The sequence below is a fragment of the Bordetella sp. 02P26C-1 genome (assembly GCF_009763255.1).
GTDB lineage: Bacteria > Pseudomonadota > Gammaproteobacteria > Burkholderiales > Burkholderiaceae_B > Bordetella_A.
Genome location: NZ_WSJB01000022.1, coordinates 143,981 through 156,005, shown reverse-complemented (window position 1 = coordinate 156,005; position 12,025 = coordinate 143,981). Strand labels below are relative to the sequence as shown.

Below are 12,025 nucleotides of genomic sequence, written 5' to 3'. Positions count from 1 at the left end.
TTTAGCGCTTATGGCCGCCGTCCGCCAAGTCATAGGGCAGGGGAGCCACGCTCAGCTTTGCCCCATCGGCGGCGCCCACCCGCAGATCACCCCCGTCCAGCGCCGCCAGCGCGATCTCGAATAGAGCCCCACCGCGTGCCGCGTTGACGACCCGGCCGCGCGGCTCGTCGGGGTGCTGGGCGTCGTAGATGTCCGTGCCGGGCGCGGGTGCTTGCGTCGAGGAATCGAGCTGGCCATACGCGGTGCGGCGTTTGACGGTTCCGCGATAGTGACTGCGCGCCACCACTTCCTGGCCGGGATAGCAGCCTTTGGTAAAGTTCACGCCCTCGATGAGGTCCAGGTTCAGGGTCTGCGGAATGAACAGATCCTGCGTCGCGGCACATACCCAGGGCAGGCCGGCAGCCAGATCGCCGGCTTGCCATGCGTCGGCATCGCCTGGCCGGCATAGGCTCGCCAGAGCCGCGGCCTGCTGCAGTTGTTCATCGGTCGCGATCCACCACCAACGCGGGCCTGTCACAGACGGTGCCGCGATCCAGGTGCCCGTGGGCAGCTCCGCACGTTGCCAAGGTGAGGTGGGCAGCGCACCGCCGGCAGCGGCTTCCAGGCTCGCTTCCTTACCCGCCATGGTCCAGACGCCCGCGACATGCAGGGGCGTGAGCGTGAGTTTTGCCTTGGCCCGGAGCACAAACATCGACAGGCGTTTGACCAAGGCTTCTGACAAGTCGCGACGCACCAGCGCGTATAACCGAGGATCAGTGGGCTTTGCCTCGTCGGCCTGGGTGGCTTGCGCCAGCCACATGACCATCGTCGCCAACAGGCGTCCTTTAGCCGTGCAATATCCCGCAAGGCGAGCCGCGTCCGGAGACAAACCCGTTACATCCTGGGTCAGTTGCCCGTGCAGGAAAGCCAACGCGTCGTCGCCCGACGCGGCGATGACGGCATAGTCCGACAACGGGGCGATGGTGTGCGAACCTTCGGTGTTCGGCGAAATCGAATCAAAAAAAGCAGACATGGTTTCCGATAGCAATGTAGTGCTGCGCCGCATCGGCGCCGGGATAGGTCCATGATACCCCTCCCGCACCCCTTCACGCACCGATGCCCCCACTGCGGCCAAGGCTGCCTGATCAAATGTCCGCGATCCTTTAAACTGCGCATCCTATGAAAAAGCTTTCTTATTACTTGCTGGCGGCGGCGCTTATCGTCCTGGTGCTGGTCGGGGCCGCGGCCGGTGGCGCGTGGTACTGGATGAACCGCGCCATTGCCTTGCCCGCCGAGCGGGTCGAGTTCATTGTGGCGCCCGGCAGCACGCCGCGCGCGATGGCGCGTGCCATGACCGAGGCCGGTATTCCCATCTGGGAGGAAGGCTTCGCGTGGCTGGCGCGCCTGACCGAGCAGGACAAGCGGATCAAGGCAGGAGGCTACGAAGCCCGCCAAGGCGATACGCCGCGCCAGCTGCTCGATCGCCTCGCCCGGGGCGAGATGGTGCAGCGGCAAATCACCCTGTTGGAAGGCTGGACCTATCGCCAGATGCGCGAGGCGCTGCGCGCGAATCCCGATATCAAGCAGACGCTGGGCGACATGAGCGACGAGGCCTTGTTGGAAAAGCTGGGCGCCACACACAAATCGCCAGAGGGGCTGTTCTTTCCGGATACTTATGTCTTCACACCGGGCACGACCGACTTTGACCTGTTGCGCCGTGCCTACCAGCATGGACAGGAGGTGCTGCAAAGCGTCTGGGCGCAGCGCCAGCCTGACTTGCCGCTCAAGTCGCCCTACGAAGCGCTGATCTTGGCCTCGATCGTGGAAAAGGAAACCGGGCATGGCCCGGAGCGCAACCGTGTCTCGGGGGTATTCGTCAATCGCCTCAAGCTTGGCATGATGCTGCAAACGGACCCCACGGTGATTTACGGCATGGGCGATCGCTATCAGGGCCGCATCCGCAAGGCGGACTTGCAGGCCGATACGCCATGGAATACCTACACACGCACCGGACTGCCGCCTACACCGATCGCCGCCGCGGGACGCGCGGCGCTCCTGGCGGCGGTGCAGCCAGAGCAGCATAACTATCTTTATTTTGTTTCGCGCGGCAACGGCACGAGCGAGTTTTCGGCTAACCTGACCGATCACAACCGTAACGTAGCACGCTATATCCTGGGCAAGACGCAATGACCGCACGTGGCCGTTTTATCACTCTGGAAGGCGTCGATGGCGCGGGCAAGAGCACGCATACCGACTGGATCGCCGACAAGCTCCGCTCACAGGGGCATCGCGTGGTCACCACACGCGAGCCGGGCGGCACGCCGCTGGGCGAGACCCTGCGGGGCCTGGTGCTCACCGAACCCATGACCTTGGAAACCGAGACGCTATTGATGTTCGCCGCCCGTTGCGAGCATGTGGCCCAGGTGATCGAACCCGCGCTCGCCGCCGGGGAATGGGTGGTCTGCGATCGCTACACCGACGCGACCTACGCCTATCAGGGCGGCGGGCGCCAGTTGGGTGTGGAACGCGTGGCTGTGCTGGAGCAATGGATGCAGCCGTCTTTACAGCCGGATTTGACCTTGCTTTTCGACGTGCCGCTTGAAATTGCACGTGCACGTTTGGCCGATGCGCGAGAACCCGACCGTTTTGAGCGCGAAGGCGCGGCTTTTTTTGAGCGCACTCGCGCCGCCTATCATGCGCGGGTCCAAGCGCAACCCCAGCGCGTGCGCGTGGTGGACTCCAGCCGCAGCATCGATGAGATCCGCGTACAGCTGGAAAACGAACTGCGGTCGCTCGCGGCCGTGCAGCCGGCATGAGTACCGCGCAGTTCCTTCCCTGGCAGCATCAAACCGCGCAAGACTGGTTGGCCCAGCGAGATCGCTTCGCTCATGCCTGGCTGATCCATGGCATGCCCGGAATAGGCAAACTGGAATTCGCTTCCGCCGCGGCCGCCAGCCTGCTTTGCGAATCGCCTGTTGATCAACTCGCCTGCGGACATTGCCCGGCTTGTACCTGGGTGGCCAGTGGCAATCACCCGGATTTGCGCCGCGTGCGCCCGGAGGCCGTGGCCGCTCAGGAAGGTGTGGCTTCCGCTGAAGATGACAACGCCGCGGCGGGCGAGGGCGGCAGCGCGAAACGCGCGCCCTCCAAGGAAATCCGGATCGATCAGATCCGAGCGCTGGAATCCTGGTTCAACACCGCCACTCATCGCGGCGGCTGGCGCGTCGCTCTTGTGTATCCCGGCGAGGCGCTGAACGTGATATCCGCCAACGCACTGCTGAAAGTGCTGGAAGAACCGCCACCCAATACGGTTTTTCTGCTCGTCGCCGATGCGCCCGATCGATTACTGCCGACCCTGGTGTCACGCTGTCGCAGACTGCCGTTGCCCGCGCCTGGCCCGGCGCAGTCGCTGCAATGGCTGCAAGAGCAGGGGGTTTCCGCCGCCCCGGACTGGTTAGCTGCGGCCGGTGGCGCGCCGCTTGCGGCACTACGGTTGGCTCAGAGCGGGGGCCAGGCCTGCCCGCCCTGGCTGGCGTCGCTACTTGAACCTCTGACGCGGGGCCAGGCGCCCGATATCGGTACACTGGCAGAAGGGCTCGAGAAAACCGCGCCAGCCGAGTGGATCGATACGCTGCAGCGCCTCTACACCGATCTAATGTTGGCAGCCGCGGGCGCGCCCGTGAGGTATTTTCCGTCGCTGGCACGCACGGTCGGGCAGGTCGCCTCGCGAGCCAACAGCGTACGCCTCGCGGAAGGTGCGCGCTGGCTGACGCAGCAGCGCAGGCTGGCTACGCATCCGCTCAGTCCCAAATTATTTGCCCACGCCACCCTGCAGCGCGTGGCGCATTCCTGTCTAGGTTGAAGTGTTTGTATGTACGTTGATTCGCATTGCCATCTGAATTTCCCCGACCTCGCCGCCGAGCTGCCCGACATTTTGCAGCGGATGCAGCAGAATCAGGTCACCCACGCGTTGGTGGTCAGCGTCAATATGCCGGATTGGCCGGGGCTGATCGATCTGGTTCAGCCGCATCGCAATCTGTGGGCATCCGTCGGGGTGCACCCAGATTACGAAGACACCATCGATCCTACGGAAGCCGAGTTGCTGGAACTCGCCCGCCACCCCAAAGTCGTCGCCATCGGGGAGACGGGCCTGGACTACTACCGCCTGAGCGAGCCGCTGGACTGGCAGCGTGACCGTTTCCGCCGGCATATCCGTGTGGCCAAGCAATCGAATCTGCCGCTGATTATTCATACCCGCGAATCGGTACAGGACACTTTGCGCCTCCTGCGTGAAGAAAACGCGGCCGAGGTGGGTGGCGTCATGCATTGCTTTACCGAATCTTGGGAACACGCCCAGGCCGCGATCGACCTGAATTTCTATATCTCGCTATCGGGCATTGTCACGTTCAAGAACGCTGGCATCGTGCACGAGGTAGCGACCAATATTCCCTTGGATCGGCTGCTGATCGAAACGGATTCCCCGTACCTGGCTCCCGTGCCTTACCGTGGCAAACGCAACGACCCTTCGAAGGTGATCCACGTGGCTGAGAAGATCGCTGAATTAAAAGGGATTCCGGTGGCTGACGTGGCACGAGCATCCAAAGAAAACTTCTTCAAATTATTCAACAAGATAGAGCGTTAATCTGATTTGAATTCTTTAAAGAGAATTCTTTAAAGGGAATTCTTTAAAGTCGCCTCCACCCTTAGGCAGTGCCATCCGCCCGCTACGGAGTCCAGCATGAATCGAGAGCCCAGCATCACTACCTATCTGCGCGCCTGCGCCGCCGCACTCGCGATCTCGGTCGCCCCGGTCGGGATGGCCCAGGCGGCCCAGCCGGACTCGGTGCCCGGTAATTGGTGGTTCTATATTCACAACGACAAGGCCTCGGACTTGCAGGCCCTGTTGCGCCAAGGCGCCAATCCGAACGTGCTCTACAAGAACGGCCAGCCGGCCCTTATGCGGGCCGTGGTGGATGGTGCTTGGAATGTGTTCGACGTGCTGGCAGCGGACCCGCGCACGGACCTCAATGCGGTGAATCCGGCTAACGAGACAGCTCTGATGTACCTCGCTGTCGCGGGCGACACGGAGCGTGCCCGTAAGCTGATCAACCGTGGGGCGCAGGTGAATCGCCTGGGCTGGACGCCTTTGCACTATGCGGCTTCCAAGGGCCATATCCAGACGGCAAAGCTGCTTCTGGCGCACAACGCCATGGTCAATGCGCCGTCGCCGGAGGGCACCACCCCCATCATGATGGCGGCATTGTCGGGCAACCGGGAAATGGTCAAGCTGCTGATGGACGCGGGCGCCGACGTGACCACGCGCAACCTGAAAGGCCAAAACGCAGCCGATTGGGCCTACACGGCCAAGCAAGGCAAGCTGGGAGACGAGCTGACCAAGCTGATCGCGCAGGTCGAGCGCGCACGGATGGCGCAACGGGGCGGCGCGCCCGCAGGGAACGAGCAAGCATCCTCGGGCGCGGCTGTCGCCCCGCGCCAGGTCCCGGCAGCGTCGTCGACTATGAACCCTGCGACCGAGGCCACCCAGGTGGAGGCGCCCAAATCCTCGTCCAACGCGGTGGGCGGCGTGACCGGCGTGCGATTAGGCACCTACGACTGATCGCCCGGCCCTCGTTGTAGCGCTTGATGTCCCGTCGGCCGCAGCCAGCAGGTTTTACCTGGCTGCCGGTCAACTGGGCAATAGGATCGAAGTGACTTTCTGAGTGTCGCGTCCTCGCACGGCAGCCTGCATCGCTATGCCGGGGCCTATGCGCACCTTGCGGTCGCCCGCCAGTCAATTGTTTCAAATATCCGCTTTCCCCGTTGCTTTCTTATACACCCCGCGAGTAGCCGCCATGGGAGGCGCACCGTAAGATAAAGGGAAAGGGATGGCCTGATAGCGAGCGCGAGCGACCATCCGACAGGCCGCAGAGACGCACAAACCGAAATATGTCCCTAATTTATTTTTTTAAAAATAATTAGGGACGGCTAAAAATTCGTCGCTACAATCCTGTGAACCCTTCCTCGTTCGGAGTTCCTCTATGTCAGATCAGCCCTCCCACACATTGCCGTCATACTTGCAAGCCGAGCATCTCGGGCCATGGGGTATTTACCTGCAGCAGGTAGACCGGGTCACCCCTTACCTGGGTCCCTTGGCACGCTGGGTAGAGACGCTCAAGCGTCCCAAGCGGGCGCTGATCGTGGATGTGCCGATCGAACTGGATAACGGCACGATTGCCCATTTCGAGGGATATCGCGTCCAGCACAATACCTCTCGCGGCCCTGGCAAGGGCGGGGTGCGATTTCACCAAGACGTGACGCTGTCGGAAGTCATGGCGCTGGCGGCCTGGATGTCGATCAAGAACGCAGCGGTCAATCTGCCCTACGGCGGCGCGAAAGGCGGGATTCGCGTCGACCCCCGAATGCTGTCCCAAGCCGAAATCGAGCGTATGACGCGCCGCTACACGTCGGAAATCGGCGTCATCATCGGGCCCTCGAAGGATATCCCCGCGCCGGACGTGAACACGAACGCCCAAACCATGGCGTGGATGATGGACACCTACTCCATGAACGAGGGCGCGACGGCGACGGGCGTGGTAACCGGCAAGCCCATCGCCTTGGGCGGTAGTCTGGGCCGGGTCGAGGCCACGGGCCGGGGCGTGTTCGTGATTGCGTGCGAAGCCGCGCGCGACCGCAATATCGACCTCAACGGCGCTCGCGTGATTGTGCAAGGCTTCGGTAACGTGGGCGGCACCGCCGCGCGCCTGTTCCATGAGGTAGGCGCGAAGGTCATCGCCGTGCAGGACCACACGGGCACCGTGTACAACCCGGCCGGCCTGGATGTGCACAAGCTGCTGAATCATGTGTCGCAAAAAGGCGGCGTGGGCGGCTTTAGCGCGGGCGAGGCGCTCGCCAATGAGCGATTCTGGGAGCTGGAAACCGAATTCCTCGTCCCCGCCGCACTCGAAGGCCAGATCAACGAGAACAACGCCAGCAAGATCCGCGCAAAAATCGTGGTGGAAGGTGCAAACGGCCCGACGACGCCAATTGCCGACGACATCTTGCATGACAACGGCGTATATGTGGTCCCCGACGTGCTCGCCAACGCCGGTGGCGTGACGGTCAGCTATTTCGAGTGGGTGCAGGATTTCTCGAGCTTCTTCTGGAGCGAGGACGAAATCAACAGCCGTCTTGAGCGCCTGATGCGCGAGGCCTATGCGGCCGTGGCGCAGGTCGCGAAAGAACACAAGGTGAGCCTGCGTACGGCCGCCTTTATCGTGGCGTGCACGCGGATTCTGCAAGCGCGTCAGGTGCGCGGCTTGTATCCCTGATCTGACGCGCTTGGGCCACGGCGACTAGGATAACTACCACCCGCCCATAAATTCTGGGCGCAGAATGCCATTAAGCTCCCCGTACGGTATGCGCAGTTCAGGTTGCCCATGCGAGTACGGGGCAATGGAGTAGGCGTCGTATTTCACGACCACACCGTCGCGCGTGAGCGCGAAATTGTCGCTTTCCTGGAATGGCCACATCCGGTTGTACGCCTGCGGGTCCTGCTGCGCGTCCGGGTTTTGCGCGAGCCAAGCTTGATGGGCGCGGCGCAACGCCTCGACGAACGCGGGATGTTGGCCCGGCAACAGCGCTTCATCTAGCGCGAGAACGCGTTCGCGGTCGCGCTGCCAGTTCAGGTATTGGGTCGCGGGGATGCCATGCGCCGCGCCGGTCAGGTATTGGCCAGTGTGCAGTTCGATGGCGATGATCTTGTCGCTGACGTCTTTGACCTCGGCTTTGAAGATCGTCACATCGCGCGGTTGTGCTGTCTGCCAGAAATACTGCGTGTATTCCGCCAGTGTCTGGTATGGGCGCGGGCGGTCTGGCTCAAGCCCTGTCATGTAGGCCAGCACATGGTCCACCAGTGGCGTGAGCTTCGGTATCTCCGGAAACGCCACGCTATCAATTTGGATAGTGGGACATTCCCCCTGGCAACCGGGCTTCGTGCCTTTCCACTCGATGCGTTCGACATTCAGGCCACTGACTTGTTGCTCGGCGCGGGCAGGCTCCGGGACGCCGGAAGGCAGGGAAATATTTGCCGGCGGCGAGCTCGCGCAGCCGGCGAGCAGCGCCAGAGCCAATATACCGGCGGGTGCGAGGAGACGATAGCGAAAAGGTGCAGTCATGGGCATAGGTCGTATCAGGGGACCTGAGCGGTCCATTGCTCGGTGGAAAACTTTTCCTCGGCCTGGGCCTGCGCTTTGGCCAGGGTGCTCGGCGATAGCGCAATGGGCGTCAGCGGCGCCAGGCTACGGAACGTCTGCAGCATGCGTTCAATAATTACGCTACGTTCCAATCCTGTCTGACTGCGCAGCGGATCGACGCGTTTTTTCGCGCTGGTGGTGCCTTTATCGGACAGTTTTTCCCGGCCAATACGCAGAACCTGCACCATTTTGTCGGCGTCAATGTCATAAGACATCGTGACATGATGGAGCACGGCGCCGGCACGGCGTGCCTGTGCCGCGCCGCCGATCTTGCCGCTCTCGGAAGCAATGTCGTTCAGCGGCTGATACCAGGCTTTGATCCCCAGGTCCTGCAGGGCCCGGATGACCCAGGCGTCGAGGTATTCATAGGATTCCTGGAACGTCATCCCTTGCACCAGCGCCTGCGGCACGCTCAGGGAATAGGTGATGGTATTACCCGGTTCGACGAACATCGCGCCACCGCCGCTGACCCGGCGTACTACCTTCACGCCATAGCGGGCGGCGCCTTCGGGATCGACTTCGTTCTTCAGTGATTGAAAACGGCCGATGATGACTGCGGGTTGCGACCATTCCCAGATGCGCAGGGTAGGGGGCCGCAATCCGGCGCCGACTTCGTCGGTGATGACCGCGTCCAGCGCCATGTGCAATTCAGGCGCCTGGGGCGCCTCGTGGATCAGTTCCCAGGGGTAATCGTTCCATGCAGTACGTTCGCTCATGCCAGCGCCCTCCGTACGGTGACGGCAACCGCCTCGGGTGAAAAGCCGAAGAGTTCGGCGCCGCTGGGCAAGGCCCGCGCCACGGCGGCAGCGATGCTGGTTTCATCGCTTTCAGCGGGCAAGCCGCACAAACTTGCGTTGATATCGTCCAGCGCCTCGGGCGGCTCCAGGAAAAAATCGCCGCTCAAGCGCACATCGGCAAGCAAGCCGTCTTTCACTTCCAGGTCGACAACAACCAATTTGCCGCCGGGGACTTTGTATTCACCATGCATGGCGAGGAGGACTCCAGATTAAAGACTGCCAAGCTCGAGCTTCATACCTTCGTGCGAGGCCGTGAAACCCAAAGATTCGTAAAAGCGACGGGCGTCGCCGCGTTTTTTGTCGGTCGTAAGTTGAACCAGCCCGCAGCCGCGTTCACGGCATTGCGCAATGGCCCACTCGAACATCAAACGGCCGATGCCGCTGCCACGTTCGCCCGAAGCGATGCGCACACTCTCAATCTGGCCACGCCAGAGCCCACGACGTGACAGGCCGGGGATGAAGCTCAGTTGAAGGCAGCCGATGATATGGCCATAGCGCTCGGCCACGGCCAAAAACTGGTTCGGGTCGCGGTCAATCGCTTCGAACGCCAAGACATAGCAGGACACGGCTGGCATCGAGGCATCCTCGCGCTCGCGGCCGAGGACGTCGTCGGCCAATAGGGTGACCAGCGTGTCCAAATCGTCGCGCCGAGCGCGTCGGAAGTGTAGGGGAGCGGTGTCGGGCATATCGGGAGACGTTAAAAAAATCATGACGGGACGCCCGGGATCAGCGCTGCCGAAGCGAGGGGTACGACAGCAAAGGGCGCAGCACGGGTTACTGCACCGGCTTACTCTGCGGCCTTGCAAGCGGCTAGTATGTCGCTTCTAAGCGATGCCGGCTTATCTGTTGGCGCATAGCGCTTGATCACTTGGCCATCCCGACCGACGAGGAATTTCGTGAAATTCCATTTGATCGCCTCGGTGCCGAGCACCCCCCGTTTTTCACCCTTTAACCAACGGTACAGGGGATGCGCGTTCGGCCCGTTCACTTCGATCTTCGCGTGCATGGGAAACGTGACGCCATACTGCGTGGAGCAGAACTGCTGGATTTGCGATTCGTCACCCGGCTCTTGATGACCGAATTGATCGCAGGGGAATCCCAGCACCGAAAATCCGTCAGCCCCCAGCTCGCGCTGCAATTCTTCCAAGCCGGCGTACTGAGGCGTAAACCCGCATTTAGACGCGACATTCACCACCAGCAGCACCTGGCCACGATACGCCTCAAGCGAGCGTTCATGGCCCTGAATGTCCGTGACGGAAAAGTCATAGATGTTGGTCATGGTGGGCTCCTGTGATGTCGCATACGGGGCGGTGTAAACCTCAAGGAGTGTAACGCTACCTGCATGTTCCCGTGGATGAATACGTGATTGAACGACCGTGCACACCGACGCGTCGCTACACCGCGCCCGATGAAACTAGGTAATCACCAGACACGCGGACATCCTCGTGGAACTAGCATGGCAGTCCACGCGCGAAATAAGGAGGTGGCGCGTTTCACCTATCCTTTGAGAGAATTGCTCATGTGTGCCCTTGGCTTTTGCTAGGGGCCGCCCGTAAAAGGAGACGTCGATGAGCCCGGAAGACCTATCAGGCGCCAACAACGCACAGAGCGTTTTACAGACGCTGTGGCGGGACATGGCACTGCCCGATGAGGCTTTAACGCACATCCAACTGACAGGCAAGGATCCGGTATTTCCTTCGTCTTTCGCGGTGGGGGCAGCTGCCCAGGTCACCATGGCAGCCGCGGCGCTGGCTGCGGCCGAAATCGGTTTTCTGCGCGGCGGCGCCAGACAGCGCGTCGCGGTCGATATGCTGGCTGCGGCGCAGGAGTGCCGCAGTTATTTCCGAATCGGCGGCGTCGAGCAGGAAATTCACGACAAAATTACCGGCGTCTACCGTTGTGGGGATGGCGGCTGGTTGCGTATCCATGCCAACTTTGCGCATCACCGGGACGGGGCGCTGGCTTTGCTGGGCTGTCCCACCGGGCCGGGCACCTCGAAAGAGGCGGTGACGCACGCGCTCGCGCGATGGACTGCCTTGGATTTCGAGCAGGCGGCAGCCGAAGCCGGCCTGGTCGTCGCGGCGATGCGCACGTTTGATGAATGGGACGCGCACCCGCAAGGCATCGCGCTGGCCAGTCAACCGCTGATATCGATCACCAAGATAGCGGATGCCGATCCGTTACCCTGGCCACAAGAAACGCCCGATACGCGCCCGTTGCAAGGCATCCGGGTGCTCGATTTAACGCGGATAATCGCCGGACCCGTCTGCGGGCGGGCGCTCGCGGCCTATGGTGCGGACGTCATGCTCGTCAATTCACCGCATCTGCCAAACATCGACACCATCGCGGAAACAAGCCGGGGCAAACTTTCGGTCCACGTGGATTTGCGTACCGGAACAGGTCAATCGACGTTACGCCAACTGCTCAAGGACGCGCGCGTGTTTGTGCAGGGTTACAGGCCCGGCGGACTCGAGGAGCTGGGTTTTGGCGCGGCCGAGGCGGCAAAACAACGTCCTGGCATTGTTTATGTGACGTTGTCCGCCTATGGCGAGCACGGCCCCTGGTCGGGACGGCGCGGATTCGATTCGCTGGTGCAGACGGCCTCGGGGTTTAACCACGCCGAGGGGCTGGCGGCAGGGATTGATGGTCCTCGCGCGCTGCCCATGCAGATTTTGGATCATGCCTCTGGCTACCTCATGGCTTTCGGGACTCAGGTTGCATTGATGCGCCAGGCGGCGCAGGGCGGTAGCTGGCATGTGCGTGTCTCGCTGGCGCGGACGGCACGCTGGCTGCGTTCGCTTGGTAGGGTCGAGGGCGGGCTCGCCTGCGCCATGCCCAGTGTGGACGACTATCTCGAAACGACGCCCTCAGGTTTCGGTGATTTGACTGCCGTGCGCCACGCGGCCCGGTTCGCGGACACGCCTGCCGCTTGGACGCGACCGTCGATGCCACCGGGGTCGCACCCGCCCGTGTGGCCAGAGTCCTGAGGATGGGACG

At 62.1% G+C, this 12,025-nt stretch carries 13 protein-coding genes; 7 read left to right on the top strand and 6 right to left on the bottom strand.

What is annotated here, in order from left to right; translation table 11 throughout:
- Position 1 precedes the first annotated feature (1 nt).
- On the bottom strand, positions 2 to 1,012 hold the full coding sequence (ygfZ, locus tag GOQ28_RS13385; RefSeq protein ID WP_160356808.1) for a CAF17-like 4Fe-4S cluster assembly/insertion protein YgfZ: 1,011 nt from the start codon (positions 1,010 to 1,012) through the stop codon (positions 2 to 4).
- A gap of 146 nt (positions 1,013 to 1,158) precedes the next feature.
- Here ygfZ and mltG point away from each other — a divergent pair, with 146 nt between their 5' ends.
- From mltG to GOQ28_RS13355, 6 genes are all read left to right on the top strand, one after another.
- Complete coding sequence (mltG, locus tag GOQ28_RS13380) at positions 1,159 to 2,169, top strand: endolytic transglycosylase MltG (protein ID WP_160356807.1); 1,011 nt, start codon at positions 1,159 to 1,161, stop codon at positions 2,167 to 2,169.
- Positions 2,166 to 2,795 (top strand): dTMP kinase, encoded by a 630-nt coding sequence (gene tmk / locus GOQ28_RS13375; protein ID WP_160356806.1) that lies wholly within the window; start codon positions 2,166 to 2,168, stop codon positions 2,793 to 2,795. The genes mltG and tmk overlap by 4 nt, the downstream gene beginning before the upstream one ends.
- Positions 2,792 to 3,841, top strand: a complete 1,050-nt coding sequence (holB, locus tag GOQ28_RS13370; protein ID WP_160356805.1) for a DNA polymerase III subunit delta' — start codon at positions 2,792 to 2,794, stop codon at positions 3,839 to 3,841. Before tmk ends, holB begins: the two co-directional genes overlap by 4 nt.
- A gap of 9 nt (positions 3,842 to 3,850) precedes the next feature.
- Complete coding sequence (locus GOQ28_RS13365) at positions 3,851 to 4,621, top strand: TatD family hydrolase (RefSeq protein ID WP_160356804.1); 771 nt, start codon at positions 3,851 to 3,853, stop codon at positions 4,619 to 4,621.
- A gap of 96 nt (positions 4,622 to 4,717) precedes the next feature.
- Positions 4,718 to 5,596, top strand: a complete 879-nt coding sequence (locus tag GOQ28_RS13360; RefSeq protein ID WP_442862107.1) for an ankyrin repeat domain-containing protein — start codon at positions 4,718 to 4,720, stop codon at positions 5,594 to 5,596.
- Positions 5,597 to 6,017: 421 nt separating this feature from the next.
- Positions 6,018 to 7,307: a Glu/Leu/Phe/Val family dehydrogenase gene (locus tag GOQ28_RS13355; protein WP_160356803.1), complete on the top strand. Its 1,290-nt coding sequence runs from the start codon at positions 6,018 to 6,020 to the stop codon at positions 7,305 to 7,307.
- Between the two features lie 33 nt (positions 7,308 to 7,340).
- On the opposite strand, the gene GOQ28_RS13350 is transcribed toward GOQ28_RS13355, so the two are convergent.
- From GOQ28_RS13350 to GOQ28_RS13330, 5 genes are all read right to left on the bottom strand, one after another.
- Complete coding sequence (locus GOQ28_RS13350; RefSeq protein ID WP_160351611.1) at positions 7,341 to 8,153, bottom strand: RsiV family protein; 813 nt, start codon at positions 8,151 to 8,153, stop codon at positions 7,341 to 7,343.
- 14 nt (positions 8,154 to 8,167) lie between these two features.
- Positions 8,168 to 8,947 (bottom strand): lipoate--protein ligase family protein, encoded by a 780-nt coding sequence (locus GOQ28_RS13345; RefSeq protein ID WP_160351612.1) that lies wholly within the window; start codon positions 8,945 to 8,947, stop codon positions 8,168 to 8,170.
- Positions 8,944 to 9,219, bottom strand: a complete 276-nt coding sequence (locus GOQ28_RS13340; RefSeq protein WP_160351613.1) for a lipoate protein ligase C-terminal domain-containing protein — start codon at positions 9,217 to 9,219, stop codon at positions 8,944 to 8,946. The genes GOQ28_RS13345 and GOQ28_RS13340 overlap by 4 nt, the downstream gene beginning before the upstream one ends.
- An 18-nt stretch (positions 9,220 to 9,237) precedes the next feature.
- Positions 9,238 to 9,714, bottom strand: coding sequence for a GNAT family N-acetyltransferase (locus GOQ28_RS13335; protein ID WP_160351766.1), 477 nt, complete (start codon positions 9,712 to 9,714; stop codon positions 9,238 to 9,240).
- A 101-nt stretch (positions 9,715 to 9,815) separates the two neighbouring features.
- Positions 9,816 to 10,307, bottom strand: a complete 492-nt coding sequence (locus tag GOQ28_RS13330; RefSeq protein WP_160356802.1) for a glutathione peroxidase — start codon at positions 10,305 to 10,307, stop codon at positions 9,816 to 9,818.
- Between the two features lie 289 nt (positions 10,308 to 10,596).
- On the opposite strand from GOQ28_RS13330, the gene GOQ28_RS13325 reads away from it, so the two are divergent.
- Positions 10,597 to 12,015 carry a CoA transferase gene (locus GOQ28_RS13325; protein ID WP_160356801.1) on the top strand — a complete coding sequence of 473 codons (1,419 nt, stop codon included), beginning with the start codon at positions 10,597 to 10,599 and terminating at the stop codon, positions 12,013 to 12,015.
- The last annotated feature ends 10 nt before the right edge of the window (positions 12,016 to 12,025 follow it).